Origin of the sequence: Brucella sp. TWI432 (assembly GCF_039674445.1) — a bacterium.
GTDB lineage: Bacteria > Pseudomonadota > Alphaproteobacteria > Rhizobiales > Rhizobiaceae > Brucella > Brucella chromiisoli.
Genome location: NZ_JBDJNL010000003.1, coordinates 1 through 17,065, shown reverse-complemented (window position 1 = coordinate 17,065; position 17,065 = coordinate 1). Strand labels below are relative to the sequence as shown.

The following is a 17,065-nucleotide window of genomic DNA, read 5'->3' as shown; positions in this document are numbered from 1 at the left end:
AGAAGCACCATGTCACTGGACAGCAAAAAAATTCTCGTCACCGGCGCAGCACAGGGTATAGGCCGCGGCATCGCGCTTAGACTGGCCAAGGACGGCGCTGACATCGCGCTTGTCGATCTGAAGGCCGACAAGCTGGAAGCAGTAAAGAAGGAAGTGGAAGCGCTCGGTCGCAGGGCAAGCACCTTTTCTGCCGATGTCAGCAAGCGAGATGACGTCTACGCTGCGATCGACGATGCCGAAAAGCAACTCGGCGGCTTCGACGTCATGGTCAACAATGCCGGCATCGCCCAGGTCAACCCTATCGCAGATGTTCTGCCGGAAGAGGTAGAGCGCATCTTCAAGATCAACATTGAGGGCGTGCTCTGGGGGATTCAGGCGGCAGCGGCCAAGTTCAAGGCGCGCAAGCAGAAGGGCAAGATCATCAACGCCTCTTCCATCGCTGGCCATGACGGCTTTGCCATGCTCGGCGTTTATTCGGCGACCAAATTCGCGGTGCGCGCCCTGACACAGGCGGCAGCCAAGGAATATGCCAGCGCTGGCATCACCGTAAACGCCTATTGCCCCGGCATTGTCGGCACCGACATGTGGGTTGAGATTGATGAGCGTTTTTCCGAACTCACCGGCGCGCCAAAGGGCGAGACCTACAAGAAATATGTAGAAGGCATTGCGCTCGGTCGGGCGCAGACGCCCGAAGACGTCGCGGCTCTCGTCAGCTTCCTGGCCAGCAACGATTCCGACTACATCACCGGCCAGGCGATCCTGACCGATGGTGGTATCGTTTATCGTTGATATAACGCGCGGAGGTTGCCATGCATGCAATGGTCCTGAATGCTATCGGCACGCCACTCGTCTGGACCGAGCTTCCAGATAGGAAGCCCGGCCCGGGTGAGATCCGCGTGAAGGTTTCAGCCTGCGGCGTCTGCCGCACGGACCTGCATGTCGTGGATGGAGAACTGCCCGATCCACATATCCCCATCATTCCGGGCCATGAGATCGTCGGGCGGGTTGATGCGCTCGGTGAAGGTGTAACAGGGCTCACGATCGGCGAGCGAGTCGGCATACCTTGGCTTGGGCACACCTGTGGCGTGTGCCCATATTGCCGTACTGAACGGGAAAACCTCTGCGATGCACCGCAGTTCACCGGCTACACACGTGACGGCGGTTATGCGACCGCAGTCGTGGCCGATGCGCGCTTCGCCTTTTCGCTGGGCGAGGAGGGTGAGGATGCTTCCCTCGCGCCACTGCTTTGCGCAGGTCTGATTGGCTGGCGCTCGCTCGTCTTGGCCGGCAATGCGAAAACGCTGGGCTTATACGGCTTCGGCGCCGCCGCTCATATCATCGCACAGGTCGCACGCTGGCAGGGACGCCGTGTTTATGCCTTCACCAAAGCGGGCGACACCGCCACGCAGGATTTCGCCAGAAAGCTCGGGGCCGTATGGGCTGGCTCATCCGAAGACAGCCCACCGGAGCCTCTGGATGCCGCGATCATATTCGCTCCCGTTGGCAGCCTCGTTCCGGCGGCGCTGAAGAATGTGCGAAAGGGAGGCCGTGTCGTCTGCGCTGGCATTCACATGAGCGATATACCAAGCTTTCCCTATTCTCTGTTGTGGGAAGAACGGCAGGTTGTCTCGGTCGCCAACCTCACGCGGCAGGACGGCATCGATTTCCTCGGGATTGTCCCGAAAGCAGGCATCGTCACCAACGTCACCACCTATCCGTTGCGCGAAGCGAATAAGGCGCTCAATGATCTGCGCGCCGGCCGTTTCGAAGGCGCCGCTGTGCTCATTCCCTGAAAACGCGGTCGAAAGAGCCTGTCATGCTTGAACAACGATTGGATGCACTCAGAAAAGCGATTACAGTGCTTGATCGCGGCGAGTTCCATTTCTTTGAGATCTACGGTGAAGGGTGGAATGATCTATATGTCGGTACAAAGGTGAAACTCGGCCGGGAGTTTCTTGATCGCGTGCGCAACGGGCAATTCGAAGGCGTCGAGGACACCGGCAGGAAAGAAGCGGGTGGCCGCATCTATCGTAAAATTTGAGAGTTAGGCGCGTTCCCAATGATCCAATCAAAACAGGAAATGCTTTAATCGGAGCAAGTCCATTGTATTTACTTCGATAACGTGAGAACCCGCCGCTTATGCGATAGGGGTGTTGGTATCGTGGGTTGCAGGACACGCAACATCCGATACCGACCTTCACTGGAGGTTTCAAATGAGCCGCTCTTTTCACAGCAACCGCATCTTGAAAGAAAATTTTCGCAAATATTCAAGACATTGATGCCATCACCAGCGACTTATCACACGGCCAGAAAACCACCATCGACTGGTAAAGTAGCCCCTGTGACCATTGCGCTGTCGTTGCTTAAAAGAAGCGCAATGGCCTGCGCAACATCTTCGGATTGCGCAAAACGATTGACCGGATGGCGCACCATCATGGGTGCGCTTTTTACAGGGTCGCTCCAGGCTTCAACCGCTAGTTCGGTCAATGTGATTGTGGGGGCCACCGCATTGACACGGATACCATGCGGTCCCAACTCCTTAGCGAGAACTCGCGTTGCACCTTCAAGGCCTGCCTTGGATGCGGCATAGCACAAGTGATCCTGAAAACCGCGATGGCCGGCAATAGATGTAATATTGACGATGGCGCCACCGCCGCCTGCTGCCACGCGCATACGGGCAAACTCCTGACACGCAATCAGCGCTGCGCGCAAATTGATGCCCATAACAGCCTCATAACCGGCATCCGTCATATCAAACACGCTTTCAAGCACATTGATGCCTGCGCTGTTAATGAGATAATCACATGCTCCCGCCTCGCGGATCGCGTCACGCGCAGCCCGCACATCAGACAGATCAACCCGTATCGAACGCCCTCCGATTTCACCAACCAAACTATCCAGATCAGACTGGGTACGGCTCAGTGCGACCACTTCCGCGCCACGGCTGGCCATCAACTGCGCACATGCACGACCAATACCTTTGCCTGCTCCTGTCACAATGACGGATTTTCCAGAAAACTGCATAGAAATAACCTCTTCGGCGTGATTTTACCGCCTGATGTTGAATAATGGATTATGCAGACAGCGCTTGTGCCATGCTCTGGCGTATGTCGCGCGCGCTGCTCTGCAATGCCAGAAAAGCCCTATAACGTGCATCGTGCACGGCACTGATGCGCACTTGCGGGAGGCACTGCGTGCCAACGCGCGACATGGTCGACATAGCCGTTTCCATATCTGCAAACAGCCCTGCGGCCATTGCGCCCAAAATTGCCGAACCAAGCAGGACCGGCTCTTCACAATCGATCACCTCGACAGGCAGACCTGACGCATCAGCCAGAAGCTGACGAATGAGCGGATGGGTACCTGCGCCACCGCTGACACTGATGGCTTCGACCATTGCACCATTTTTGCTTTGCGTATCAATGATCTGACGCAGGCCATAGCCAAGGCCGCAAAGACCCGCAATATAAAGTGCAACAAGGGAATCCACCCCTGTCTCCATGCCCTGCCCGACAATAACAGCGCGCGCATGCGGGTCGGCAAAGGGCGCACGATTGCCCAGAAATTCCGGCACCACATGCAATGTATCAGCGAGCCTGACGGCCTCGCTGGGCGAATTTGCCAGCATCAATGCTCTGTCGCCAAGCCATTGCGGCAAGGATTTGCCTTCGGCTTTTGCGAGCATGCCTGCTTCAAGTGCTGCCGGATGACATTGCACAAGATGATCAATCGCTGCCCCCGCAGCCGATTGTCCACCTTCATTCAGCCATTTGCCTGGCAGCATCGCCGAATAATAAGGCCCCCATACGCCGGGAACGAATGCCGGTTCAACTGTCGTTGTCATGGTGCACGAAGACGTGCCGAACACATAAGCGAGACATTTCACAGGATAAGCAACGCCATCCCGTGCTCCCACTGTTCCCACGCCACCGGCATGGGCATCGATCAACCCTGCCCCAACAGCAATGCCAGCGACAAGTCCCATCGCGGAGGCGGCCTCTGGGCTCAATCCGTGACCAAGCGGCGTGCCGGGCGCAACGATCGTCTGTCCTATACGGCTAAAACCATCGTCTGCCAGATCACCCAGTCCGATAGCACGGAAATATTCCGCATCCCAGCGCCCTTCATGCGCGAGATAAGTCCATTTACATGTGACGGTGCAGGATGAACGCTCAAGTGCACCGCTTGCCTTGAATGTCAGAAAATCCGTGAGATCGAAAAAATGCCGTGCCTTCGCATAGGTGTCGGGATTGTTTTCCCGCAGCCACAGCAATTTAGGTGTCTGCATTTCAGGCGAGATACGTCCGCCGACATATTTGAGCACATCATGGCCGCCTGCATTAATCCGCTCAGCCTGTCCGAGCGCGCGATGATCCATCCATACGATAACATCGCGTTCGCTCTCGCTGCTCACTGGCAGCGTTTTCTCACCTTCGCCAAGAACGACAAGCGAACAGGTGGCATCAAAACCAATGCCTGCCACCTCACCCGGATCGATAGCGGCGCTTGCAACACTTTCACGCACGCTTTCACAAACGGCACGCCATATCTGCTGACTTGATTGCTCGACGAAGCCGCGATCATCCCGATAAAGATCGAGCGGTCGTTTGGCTGTCGCCAGAAGCTTGCCTGAGCGATCAAAAACACCCGCACGGGCGGACCCCGTGCCGACATCCACGCCAATCAGATATTTTGGGACCATTGGAAACACCCTCCGTGAAACGCGATTATACCCGATCAAAGTTGGTCGGCAGCACCAGCATATCGCGAATCGTGACTGTGCGCTTGCGTGTCAGCATATATTCAACCGCATCCGCCACCTCACTCGGATCGATCAGGCTGCCCGATTCCTTGGCCTTGCGCAGGTTTTCCTCAGGCCAGTCGGCCAGCAGGGCCGAAACCACTGGACCCGGCGACACCTGAGCCACACGGACGCCATGCGGGATCATCTGTCGGCGCATTGTCTGCACAAAGCAGGTCACCGCCCACTTGGACGATGCATAAACCGGCTCCCAATAGGTCGGGTAATGGCCTGCAATCGAGCAGGTCACAATGATGTCACCTGTCTTGCGTTCAATCATATGCGGCGCGACAGCATGAACATTTTTCATGACCGCATTGACATTGAGATTGAGCATCTGATCAATGGCTTCTGCGGTTGTCTCTGTCAGATCACCACCAATATAGGTGCCTGCATTGCAATACAGAATATCGATATGGTCGACCTTTTTCAGGATTTCAGGCACCATCGCAGCGCAGCTTTCGGCATTCAACAGATCCGTCACTTGTACGATAGCCTTCTCGCCCAACTCACCCACCAACGCATTCAGCGCTGCTTCATTGCGGTCCACCAGAACGACCGTGGCTCCTGCGGCAAGCAACGTTTTGGTCGTAGCCAAACCAATACCCGAAGCAGCCCCCGTAATGACTGCAATCTTGCCTTGAAGCGATTCCGCCATTTTATTCTCCTGTGTATGCACCGGACTGTTTCCGGCAAATTTCATAATGATTAGCGCCACTCGCGCCCGATATAGATCGCAAGCAGGATGATGCCGCCTTTGATCACATCCTGAAGATACGGATTGATGCCCATCAGGTTGAGGCCATTGTTCAAGATACCCAACAGGATCGCGCCAATCAGTGTGCCAAGCACCAGACCACGACCGCCGGCAATCGCAGTGCCACCTAAAACAACTGCCGCAATGGCATCGAGCTCGAAACCCATGCCCGCATTCGGTTGACCACTCATCAGACGCCCGGTCAGAATAACTGCGGCGAGAGCCGATGTGAGACCAGAGATCGCGTAGACGGCAAGTTTCACGCGCAATGTTTTCACGCCCGAAAGCCGCGCTGCGGTCTCATTGCCGCCCAGCGCATAGACATGGCGACCAAAAGCAGTGCGTTCGAGCAGCACCCATGCAATCGCGTAGATGATAAACATAATGATAACCGGCACAGGAATCATGCCGATGCGCCCCACACCAAACCATGACACCCAGCTCGGCAGGCCGCTGATCGGATAACCGCCGGAATAAATAAGACCAAGACCACGCGCCATGCCCATAGTGGCAAGCGTCACGATAATTGCCGGCATTCGCCCCCATGCAACAAGGACACCATTGATGGTGCCAATCGCAAGCCCGATGAGCAGGCCAAGACCAAGGGCAGCACTTGCCGGAATCCCGGCATGCACCATGAGGCCCGATGCAAGCGTTCCAACCAGCGCCATGACCGCGCCAACGGACAAATCGATACCGCCAGTGAGGATGACAAAAGTCATACCGACCGCCAATACAGCGACGATAGAGACCTGCCGTAACACATTGAGGATGTTCGGCACGCTGAAGAAATTGTCGCTGGCAAGTCCCATCAGGACGGAGACGACGATCAGGCCCGCCAAGGGCAATATGAGCGGCGAATGCAGCCAATGGCGCAGTGAAAAGCCGCTCTTCTTTTCAGCTGTGGCAATATTTGCATCATTGGACATAGTGCGGCTTCCCCGTTGTGGCTTGGGTCATGATTTCCTCAGACGTGATTTTTTCACCTTCGAGCGTTGCGACGATACCGCCGGAACGGAACACGCAGACCCTGTCTGACATGCCGATGATCTCCGGCAGTTCGGAAGAAATCATGATGATCGAATATCCGGCATTGGTGAAAGCGCGCATGAGGGCATAGATTTCTGCCTTCGCACCGACATCAATACCGCGTGTGGGTTCGTCAAAAATCAGCACGCGCATGTCATGATTGAGCCAGCGCGCGATGACCACTTTCTGCTGATTGCCCCCCGACAGCGTATCAATGCGCGCATAAGGTCCCTGCGCCTTCACCCGCACCTGCTGCATGGCAACTTGTGTGGCTTTGAGCTCTTTTTTAAGGTCGACAAACCAGTGCAGGCGGCGATATTTGCCGTAATTGTTGAGGGAAATATTTTGCAGGATCGAGAAGCTGGTGATCAGCCCTTGCTCTTTACGGCTTTCCGGCAAAAGCCCGATACCGTTTTCAAGCGCCTGATCAGGGCCGGAAAGCCGCGTCGCCACGCCATCCAATTTCATCTTGCATTGAACAGACGCATGTGCGCCGAGCATGGCCAGAACGCTTTCCGTCCGGCCTGAGCCGACCAGCCCGGCAAAACCCAAAACCTCGCCCTTGCGCAGGCTAAAGCGCGAAACGGGTCCGCCTTTACGCAATTGTAATTCTTCCACATCAATGATTACCGGCGCTCTCACATCAATGTCGGCTTTGGGTGGAAAACCGGCTTCCAGACGACGCCCGACCATCATCTCGACCAGGCGGTCATTATCGACATCACAGACATCACAGGAATTGATATAATTTCCGTCGCGCAGAACCGTAATCCGGTCGCAGATCTCAAAAATCTCTTCAAGATGATGGGAGATAAAAATAATTGCCACGCCCTGACGGCGCAACTCGCGCATCACTTTGAAAAGGTGCTCAACTTCGGATGGCGTCAATGTGGCCGTCGGTTCATCGAGAATAAGAATGCGCGCATCAAGTGCCAGTGTTTTGGCGATTTCGACAAATTGCTGTTCTGCCACAGAAAGCCGGTTGATCGGCACGTCGAGCTGCACATCCACGCCAAGCTTTGCCATAATTTCGCGCGCACGGCTGCGCATGGCCGCCCGGTCGAGAAGCCCGAGGCGATTGCGCATTTCACGCGCCAGAAACATGTTTTCGACTGCATCGAGATACGGAATCAGGCTGAATTCCTGAAACACAATACCGATGCCAGCTCGAATGGCATCGTCGTTGTCGGCGAAATGGCGCTCTTTACCGTCAACCCGGATTTCACCCTCGGAAGGGCGCAGGATACCGGAGAGTATCTTCATCAGTGTAGATTTGCCCGCACCGTTCTCCCCGAGAAGGGCGTGAACTTCACCAGCACGCACATTTAGATCCACACCGTGGAGAACCTCGATCCGGCCAAAGCTTTTTTTGATGCCTTTCAGCTCAAGCACGATTTGTTCCTAACCAATAAGTGGCTCCCGTCCCACGTGCGCCCTTTCGGGCGCAGCGGCTTTTCGCATTCTTCTCAGCAAAAGCGTTTCACACTTGTGCTGCCAATGCATTGAACCGGAACGGGAGCAGGGAGGATGATTACCAGCTGAAACCTTCAGCGTTCTTGGCATCGATCACCATGACGTCGATCGGAACTTCCTTAGGAACAACGCGAGCACCCCATTTCTGCGCCAGCGCCATCGCAAGACCAACGCGCACCTGATCACGCGGGAACTGTGCCGTTGTTTCGATGAAAGGCGTGCCGTCCTTGATGGCTTGAACAGCTTCTGGCGCGCCATCGACAGAAGTCAGCTTAATATCACGGCCTGAGCCCTGAATTGCAGCCAGAGCGCCCATAGCGCCACCATCATTGACCGAAAAAATGCCCGTGAGATTAGGGTGGGACTGGATCATGTTTTCAACAACACCAAGCGCCACTGATCGATCCTGACGACCATTCTGTGTGTCGACCAGTTTGATGCCCTCGAACTCTTCAAGCGCTGCCTTGCAGCCTTCAACGCGCTGAAGGATAGGAACAACCGGAATGCCATCCAGAATGGCAACCTCGCCCTTGCCGTCAAGGCTTTCGCCAAGATACTTGCACGACTGGTAACCCGCATCGCGGTTTTTGGAGCCAACGAAAGTATCAACCGGACCATTGGCGTTGGCATCGACCGCAACGACGATCACGCCTTTTTCCTTGGCGGCAACGACGGCTGCTTCAACACCAGCGCTGTCGGTAGGATTGAGCAGCAGGATGTCGATGTTCTGCTGGAGCATATCTTCCACGTCGGAAATCTGCTTGGCGACATTATGGCCAGCGTCGCTGACAACAACGTCAGCGCCAATGCTTTCGGCTGCACCGCGGAGCGCTTCCTGCATCGAAACGAAATAGGGATTGTTCAGTTCCTGAAATGTCATCCCGATCTTGAGCTTTTCCTGCGCAATAGCAGGGGAAGCCAGAAGAGCAAGAACAGTGCTCACAGTTAAAATGGCTTTTTTCATTGAGATTTACCTCCCGTTACAGATTGACAGGCAACGCCTGCATAGTTTGGGCAGAAACCCGCCCGCCCAAATTGCGAATAACCGCATCCTCCGGCTCTGTTTGATCTTGCATGACCAGAATTTTGTTTGCGGCAAAAGTGGTACGAAACTGCGAAGGAGACATGCCCTTGAACTTGAGAAAATGCCGGTTGAAATTGGACAGGTTGGAGAAGCCGATCTCGTAGCAAATATCGGTGATCCGCACTTCCGGCATGGTCAGCAGCATCTGGCAGGCGAGATCGACACGCAACTGGTTGCGATAGCGCACCAGCGTCGTCCCTGTATGGCGCTTGAAAGCGCGGGAAAACGCACTCTGACTCTGCCCAAGCATGTCAGCGAGTTCCGTTTCCTCAATCTGCTCGGTCAGATGTTCTCGCAGATAAGCAAGGGCGCGATTGATCCCGCAAGGGCTGAAACGTGTTACATCAAGCTCATAACTCAGGCTCGCGAGCACTTCCGGCTCAGACGCATTTGAGAGCAGATCCAGAATTTCCCAGAAAAGCGCAATTCGCGTCAGTCCCTGCGCCACGATGAGACGCTCCATGAGAGGGCGGATTTTGATGCTTGTTTCGTCATCGAACAACAATCCGCGACGGCTGCGCTCCAGTAAGGGCCCCAGATCACCCATTTCCGGCATGATTGCGAGCGCATTTTCAATAAAAGCTTCCGGGAATTGAATCACCATGGAACGTGTGGGTACTCTTTCACCTCGCTCGATCTCACTAATCCAGTTATGTGGTAGATTAGGGCCAGTCATGATCAATTGCCCCGGAGCAAAACGCCCGACATGATCGCCCATATAGAAGGTGCCAGAAGTTGCCACCACGAGATGGATTTCATATTCGGGATGGTAATGCCAGCGCACAGTGCGAAATGGATAACCATGCATCCACGCCGCAAAGGACTCTCCTTTGCGGATATGCACAAGCTCCAAATCTGGTTGCATGACATCCTCCCTGACGCAGATCATGATACAGTTGCAAGGCCTGGGCTCCTCTGCTCCAGGCCATGTCTCATGATCAATGCATTCTGGGTGGTGTGAACGCCAAGGGCTACATCACAACATAGAATATTATGATACTTTTTTTACATACAATTTCAGTGATTTGAGAAAGTCGGAGCACCAAACAACCCTGTTTCTGTGCATCGGCACCTTATTTTTCCGGTCTTCGCGGCATAAAAACCCCATATTATCGAGCTTTTTGAACGTGAGACTGCAATATCAACAAAGCTTTCAGGCGCCGATAAGCGACATGGTTGTCTTCATATTTTTTAGCATGCGCTGATACCAGTTTGGGATCAGATACTATTTCCGCACACAGTTTTGGCGGCGAGAAAATGTCTTCTGATCGATGTTCTATGGCACAGCCATCAATGGATGCACCGAGAACTAATCGACGCTGCTCGCTCAGAGCAAACGCCGATGTTCCAACGTATATGGTTTTCCTTTATTGTGGAAAGGTGACCTGAAGCTTCACATCATTTTCCCGTGCTTCGACTGCTCGATCAAAGCCACGAATGCTGTCTTCAAAAGGCAATGTAGCCGTTATCAGCGGCTTGAGATCAACTTTTCCCGAAGCAATTAACGCGATGGCGCGGTCATAGACATTTGCATAACGGAAAACTGTCTCAAGGCGCAACTCGCGGGCCTGAAGCCCGACAATATCCACCGGCACAGGATCAACCGGCATGCCGACAAGCACAATCGCGCCTCCTGGTCGCGCCAAGCTTGCCATATTGAGAATGGCAGATGCGGCACCAGAACATTCGAAAACCAGATCGCAACCCCAGCTATCGGTATGGTCTGCGATGGCTTCCGCAAGACTGCGTTCTCGAATATTTACTGCTACAATACCGTCATAGGCAGCGATGATATCCAGTTTGGGCTGGGCCAGATCGGCGACGATCACTTTTGCGCAACCTCCGGCAAGTGCCGCCAGCGCTACCATCATGCCAATGGGACCTGCCCCGGTAACAACAGCCACATCGCCGGGCTGAATGCGTGCACGCAAGGCCGCCTGCATCCCAATGGCAAAAGGCTCGACCATTGCACCCTCACCAAATGAAACATGATCCGGCAGCTTATAGGTGAAGGCAGCGGGATGGATCACTTCCGGCACAAGGCAGCCATGAACGGGTGGCGTCGCCCAGAAACGAACGGCCGGGTCCACATTATAGATACCGAGTTTCGATGCGCGCGAGGTCGGATCAGGAATGCCCGGCTCCATGCAGACACGGTCACCCACAGCGAGATTTGTTACATCTTCACCCACTTCAATTACGGTTCCCGATGCTTCATGACCAAGAACCATCGGTTCGTTGACTATGAAATGACCGATACGCCCATGAGTGTAATAGTGCACATCTGATCCGCATATGCCGACTGTGTGAATCTTGATGCGCACATCCTTGCGTCCAAGCGTCATCGGCATATCGAATTCTCTAAGCGAGAGCTTTCCCTTTTCTTCGAGAACAAGTGCTTTCAAAGCTTCCTCCTGAGCGTCTACTGGAACATGCGCGCTATGAAAGGGTAATTTTGTAGAAAGTAAAGTCGACGTATGAGCAAAGTGGAATCTTTGAGTTTGGCGCGCAAAAACCTATCAGCAGAATAGAAAAGGCGTATAGGTCCTGGGATTTGAATGACGATCCAGAGGGATTTACATCCGAATCGCAAAACAGTCATGAACGCCCTTGTTGCGATCGACGACAATGGCTTTGAGGCTTTTTTAGCCTGATGAAATTATGCGATAGAACCCGCAACAGCTGGCTCGCTATCACCGTTCGCCATGCTTCAAATAGTTGGTCATACCCTCTCGTACTCGACGAAAGAGCACTATGGCTCATTTTCTATCTGTTTGTGTTTAATTAAAGAAACATACAGTGCAGGCAGGAAAACCAGTGTCAAAAGCGTTGCAACAAGTAGCCCTCCCATAATCGCGAATGCCATGGGTCCCCAGAAAACCGTGGGCGCAATAGGAATCATGCCCAGCACAGTGGAGACTGCCGTTAACATGATCGGTGTGAAACGAGCTGAAGATGCGTCGAGGACAGCCTCCTCAATGGGCTTGCCGGCTTTCCTTTCCGCCTCAATCTGCCCAATCAAGATCACTGCATTCTTGATGATCATTCCGATAAGCGCGAGCACGCCCAGAATGGCAACAAAACCCAACGGGCGACCGGATACGAGCAACGCAAGAACCACCCCGATCAGACCGAGCGGGGCCACACTGACGACCAGCAGTGTCAGTGAAAAGCGCCGCAGCTGGAACATGAGAACGACAAACATTATCAAGATCATGGCAGGGACAACGGCCTTCACTGAAGCAAGTGACGCAGCACTTTCCTCGACAGTTCCGCCAATTTCGATGTGATAATCCGGCGGCAGATTTTGTTCCAAATCCGCAATCGCTGGCGCTAACTGCTGAACAACCGTTTCGGGTAGCGCACCTGCGGCGATATCGGCCTGAACGGTCAAACTTGGGGTTCTGTTACGCCGCCACACAAGCGGATAGGTCTGTTCGTACTCGAAACTCGCAAATTGACTAAGTGGCACAGTTCGACCGTCCCGCACCGGCACCTGAATAGTTCGCAACGTATCAAGCGAGACACGCTGTTCATCTGTTGCGCGCAAAACGACATTGACCAGATAGATGCCATCTCGCACCTGCGTAACCGGTGCGCCCGTCACCACCGTATTCAGCACACGACCAATCGTTTCGGTAGACAATCCCAGCAATCGGGCCTTGTCCTGATCAATCTGAATACGAATTTCGCGTGAGGGCACCGCCCACTGGTAATTGACGGTTTTGGTCAAAGGATTTTTAGCAATAACCTCGGCCAATTGATAAGAAATATCTCGTATTTGGCTTAAATCTGGCCCAAGCACGCGGTACTGAATTGGCCACCCAACCGGCGGTCCAAGTTCCAGTGGTGAAACTCGGCTGACAATATTTGGAAAGTCCTCTTCAAGCAGTTTTGTCAGCTTTTCCTCTAACCGAATACGGGCCTCCACATCTTTGGCAACAACAACTGCCTGCCCAAAAAAGTCGTTGGGAAGTTTCGCATCCAATGGCAGGTAAAAACGCACCGCTCCGCTTCCAACATAGCCACTCCATCGTTCGACGTCTGGATCATTTTTTAATATGGCGTCCAAGCGCTGCATTGCACGCTCGGTCGCGTATATCGATGCGTTTTGTGGCAACTCGAGATCAACAAGAAGCTCGGGCCTGTCTGATGAAGGGAAAAACTGACGCGGGATGAGCGGCAAAAGCAGAAGCGAAATAATAAACAAGCCCAGCGTGAGCGCGATTGTGATCCACTTCCCCTTGAGGGCAATTGAAAGAAAATGCCGATAAGATCGCATGACACGGCTGGGTTCACGCCCGGTCTTTATTGGCGCCTTGAGCACATAGAGCCCTATGAGTGGCGCAAAGACGACGGCAACAAACCAGGACACCACAAGCGCGATACTCACCACAGCGAACAGGCTGAACGTGTATTCACCCGCTGAACTCGCTGCAAAGCCGATCGGTACAAAGCCTGCTATTGTTACAAGTGTGCCGGCAAGCATCGCAAAAGCATAAGTCTTGAAGGCATAAACCGCCGCGATTTCCTTTGTCTCTCCTATGGCCAGTCTGCCCAATGTTGCATCGGTTGTCGTCATGGCATCATCGACCATCAGGGCCAATGCAATGATCAAGGCTCCGAGCGATATGCGTTGCATGTCAATGTTGAACAGCCACATGATGGCAAAAACAGCAGCGAGCGTCAGCGGGATTGTGATGGCGACCATCAGCCCCGCACGGATCCCGAGAGCGATAAAGCTGACAATGAGTATAATGACGACCGCCTGTCCAAGGGACGTCATAAACTCGCCTATGGCACTACGTACCGTAACCGACTGATCCGCCACCAGATGCGGCTCAATTCCATGCGGCAAACTCGCGGTGATTTTTTGCATTTCGGCATTGATATTCTGCCCAAGCCGGAGAATGTCACCACCTTCACGCATGGCAATTGCCATGCCAATTCCCGGCTCGCCATTTACGCGAAACATTGGTTTCGGAGGATCAGAATAGCCGCGTGTAACAGTTGCGATATCTGCCAGCCTTATCATGCGGCCATTCACGGCAAAGTTGATATTTGCAATGTCCTGTTCCGTTCCAAATCCACCGGAAACATCGATCGCTAGATTCTCATCGCCAGTGATAATGGTGCCAGAAGGCTGCACGACGTTCTGCGCTCGCAAGGCTGCAATCAATGCCGAGCGATCTATGCCAAGATTTGCCAGCTCCCGCATCGAAAACTCAACGAATATTTGTTCGTCCTGCTCTCCAAGCAGCTCTATTTTTGCGACATCTGGCACTTTAAGCAATTGAGAACGGGCGCTTTCGACATAGTCGCGCAGCTGACGGTGCGTAAATCCATCGGCTGTAAACCCGTATATCAAGCCGAAAGTATCGCCGAACTCATCATTAAAACCCGGCCCCACGACGCCTTGAGGTAACGTGTGACGCATATCAGCGACACGCTTACGCACCACATACCACGTATTTTCGACCTCCTTGGCACTCGCGCTGCCATCAAGATTGACGAATATGGTGGCGACACCCGGACGCGTAAAACTGCGAACATTATCAAGGTGCGGCGTCTCTTGCAGCGTTCGCTCAAGTCGCTCGGTTACTTGCTGCAATGTATCAGTCATGTTGGCGCCCGGCCAAGCCGCCTGCACAACCATTGTTTTGATAACAAAGGACGGGTCTTCTGCGCGTCCGAGACGGCTATAAGCAAACAAGCCTGCACCCAGAACGACCATCATCAGAAAGATGACAAGTTGCCGCTCGCGAACAGCCCATGCGGAAAGATTGAAACGCATTATTCACCCGCCGAATTGAGCAAACGGACCTTCTGTCCAGGATACAAAGCCTGCACGCCTGCGGTAACGACAATATCGCCAGCACTCAAACCAGAGGCTACCCCAACGGAAACATTACCAAAGCGGCCAATCTCAATATTCTGTAAGGCAACCGTATTCGTTTCGGGATTCAACACCCATACTGCTGGTGCATTGTTCACCGCAGTCAGTGCAGTGGCTGGAATTTCAATCATGGCATAATTCTCAATGGTCACTTGCCCATTGATAGTCGAGCCAAGGCGCATCGCATCCGGCGCATTATCAAGACCAACCCGAACACGGAATGTACGGGTAATCGGATCTGCTTGCGGCGCAACTTCACGCACGCGCCCTGTAGCTTTGATCGATGGATCATCGGCAAGCGAGACAGTAATAACGGAATCCGGCGCAGCTTCCCTAAGTACCGATGCAGGTACATCAAATACGCCATCTCGCCCGTCCTGGCGCGCGAGTTGCACGATCATTTGTCCTGCCTGAACAATTTCACCGGGTTCAGCACCGCGCGCCGTCACAGTGCCAGGAGCGTCAGCAATCAGGTTTGTATAACCAAGATTATCCTCGGCGATTTTCACCTGCGCCTGTGCGCTGTCAACGCTCGACAAGGCAGTATCCATTGCAGAGCGCGCGGCATCGTGACTGGAACGCGTCGTGAAACCATTGCGAAGCAACTGATCTTGACGGTTAAAAGCATTTCTTGACATTACGAGCTGGCTTTCCGCCGCAGCCAGCGCCGCCCGAGCAGAGCGAAGTGTATTCATCGCATTTTGTGAGTCCAAACGTGCGATGACTTGCCCCGCCGTGACCCTGTCGCCAATATTAACAGCGCGTTCTATCATTCGTCCCGATACGCGAAACGCCATAGACGCCTCATCCTGCGCCTGTATTTGACCGGTGAATGTTGATGTTTGCCCAGCTGCGCCGCGCTCAACCGTCGTCACTCGAACAGGTCTTACTTGGGAGGGCGTCTGTTCAGGCTCTTGCGAGCAGCCAGCAAGCAAGACAGCAGCTGAAACCAGCGCGATACGAGCCGATAATGCCGCTCTGCCTTCAAATACTGAATGTCGGCGAACAGAGTTATTTGAAATCCCCACAACCACTTCCTTAATCCGCTTCATCGTGCCTCTAACTCTGCTATAGCTCATGTCGACCCACCAAGATTGACGCGAAAAGTATCCACGGTGCCACGTAGTCAACGGATCGCAAACGGGGCCGAACCTAGGAGCCAATGCCGTCTGGTCGTCAATTCATGCTTTTCGCGTACTGAATGCGCTTCCAAGATAAGCAATCCCTGCAATCAAAAGAGCGATCCCGGCAATTGAACCAGACGGAAGACTCTTTGTCAGCGGCAATTTAAGAACAAGAATAACACTCGCGGTGAGTGCAATAAATCCAGAAAGCGTGAACCACCACCAACCACTCTCCGATCTGATCTTCAGGGACATTGCAACTTGCAGGAAACCATGGACGAGCAAGACGATGGCTATCAGAAGCGTAATGGCGAGCGCACCTTTGAGTGGATTGAGATAAATCATGACGCCGCCAACCAGCTCGACCGCCCCTGAAAGCTCCTGCCAGACAAAGCCAGACCAGCTTTTTATCCAAAGCGACTGAATGATCTTGACGCCCCCAATCCCCATGAGCACAACGCCAAAAATTGTGCTGGCGGCAAACTCAGAGAACACCGGCAGCCATAAACACAGAGCGCCCCCCGATATCAGAAGGATACCCAACGCCATAAAACCCACCCATTTTCGCTGTTCAGCGATTTTGCGGTTCATTTTCAACAGCTGCTGATCATCCATTGGTATAACCCAGAATCCAAAAACGTCTCTTCATAATCCTTTAAGGCGTAATCCTTTGAAGACAAGAAAGAATACAATTCTTTCCAATTATAAAAGTCAGGCAATGTGCAGATCATTGTGCAGGCAGATGGTTTTCTTCTTCAAGCTTTGCCCAGCTCGTTGATACAATATTTAACCGCAAGCTCAACTGCGTCACCACCCCCTCGACCATGCGGTCCCCCTCTTTGCCCGCAAAAAGCGTTGTTTCCACCTCCACATCATTGCTTCCCTCCAGTCGATGACTTCG

General features: G+C 53.6%; 14 protein-coding genes. 3 read left to right on the top strand and 11 right to left on the bottom strand.

Annotated features, from left to right (window positions below):
* Positions 1-9 precede the first annotated feature (9 nt).
* Genes ABE527_RS07305 through ABE527_RS07295 form a run of 3 tightly spaced genes read left to right on the top strand, consistent with a single transcriptional unit; the run spans position 10 to position 2,041 of the window.
* Positions 10-789 (top strand): acetoin reductase, encoded by a 780-nt coding sequence (locus tag ABE527_RS07305; protein WP_265986484.1) that lies wholly within the window; start codon positions 10-12, stop codon positions 787-789.
* Positions 790-809: 20 nt separating this feature from the next.
* Positions 810-1,793, top strand: coding sequence for a zinc-dependent alcohol dehydrogenase family protein (locus ABE527_RS07300; protein WP_499696524.1), 984 nt, complete (start codon positions 810-812; stop codon positions 1,791-1,793).
* 23 nt (positions 1,794-1,816) lie between these two features.
* Positions 1,817-2,041, top strand: a complete 225-nt coding sequence (locus ABE527_RS07295; protein WP_499694077.1) for a DUF1413 domain-containing protein — start codon at positions 1,817-1,819, stop codon at positions 2,039-2,041.
* Positions 2,042-2,298: 257 nt separating this feature from the next.
* On the opposite strand, the gene ABE527_RS07290 is transcribed toward ABE527_RS07295, so the two are convergent.
* The 11 genes from ABE527_RS07290 to ABE527_RS07240 all read right to left on the bottom strand — a co-directional run bounded on the left by ABE527_RS07290 (position 2,299) and on the right by ABE527_RS07240 (position 16,779).
* Positions 2,299-3,024 carry an SDR family oxidoreductase gene (locus tag ABE527_RS07290; RefSeq protein WP_499696523.1) on the bottom strand — a complete coding sequence of 242 codons (726 nt, stop codon included), beginning with the start codon at positions 3,022-3,024 and terminating at the stop codon, positions 2,299-2,301.
* 49 nt (positions 3,025-3,073) lie between these two features.
* Positions 3,074-4,702: an FGGY-family carbohydrate kinase gene (locus ABE527_RS07285; RefSeq protein ID WP_499696522.1), complete on the bottom strand. Its 1,629-nt coding sequence runs from the start codon at positions 4,700-4,702 to the stop codon at positions 3,074-3,076.
* Between the two features lie 25 nt (positions 4,703-4,727).
* Positions 4,728-5,459, bottom strand: a complete 732-nt coding sequence (locus ABE527_RS07280; protein ID WP_499696521.1) for an SDR family oxidoreductase — start codon at positions 5,457-5,459, stop codon at positions 4,728-4,730.
* Positions 5,460-5,509: 50 nt separating this feature from the next.
* Positions 5,510-6,487 carry an ABC transporter permease gene (locus ABE527_RS07275; protein ID WP_499694081.1) on the bottom strand — a complete coding sequence of 326 codons (978 nt, stop codon included), beginning with the start codon at positions 6,485-6,487 and terminating at the stop codon, positions 5,510-5,512.
* Positions 6,477-7,979: a sugar ABC transporter ATP-binding protein gene (locus ABE527_RS07270; protein ID WP_499696520.1), complete on the bottom strand. Its 1,503-nt coding sequence runs from the start codon at positions 7,977-7,979 to the stop codon at positions 6,477-6,479. The genes ABE527_RS07275 and ABE527_RS07270 overlap by 11 nt, the downstream gene beginning before the upstream one ends.
* Before the next feature lie 139 nt (positions 7,980-8,118).
* Positions 8,119-9,024: an ABC transporter substrate-binding protein gene (locus ABE527_RS07265; protein ID WP_499694082.1), complete on the bottom strand. Its 906-nt coding sequence runs from the start codon at positions 9,022-9,024 to the stop codon at positions 8,119-8,121.
* 16 nt (positions 9,025-9,040) lie between these two features.
* Positions 9,041-10,009 carry an AraC family transcriptional regulator gene (locus ABE527_RS07260; protein WP_265985723.1) on the bottom strand — a complete coding sequence of 323 codons (969 nt, stop codon included), beginning with the start codon at positions 10,007-10,009 and terminating at the stop codon, positions 9,041-9,043.
* 502 nt (positions 10,010-10,511) lie between these two features.
* Positions 10,512-11,549 (bottom strand): NAD(P)-dependent alcohol dehydrogenase, encoded by a 1,038-nt coding sequence (locus ABE527_RS07255; RefSeq protein ID WP_499696519.1) that lies wholly within the window; start codon positions 11,547-11,549, stop codon positions 10,512-10,514.
* Positions 11,550-11,896: 347 nt separating this feature from the next.
* Positions 11,897-14,938: an efflux RND transporter permease subunit gene (locus tag ABE527_RS07250; RefSeq protein ID WP_499696518.1), complete on the bottom strand. Its 3,042-nt coding sequence runs from the start codon at positions 14,936-14,938 to the stop codon at positions 11,897-11,899.
* Positions 14,938-16,119, bottom strand: a complete 1,182-nt coding sequence (locus ABE527_RS07245; protein WP_499694086.1) for an efflux RND transporter periplasmic adaptor subunit — start codon at positions 16,117-16,119, stop codon at positions 14,938-14,940. The genes ABE527_RS07250 and ABE527_RS07245 overlap by 1 nt, the downstream gene beginning before the upstream one ends.
* Before the next feature lie 102 nt (positions 16,120-16,221).
* Positions 16,222-16,779: an HdeD family acid-resistance protein gene (locus ABE527_RS07240; protein ID WP_499694087.1), complete on the bottom strand. Its 558-nt coding sequence runs from the start codon at positions 16,777-16,779 to the stop codon at positions 16,222-16,224.
* Positions 16,780-17,065: the final 286 nt, after the last annotated feature.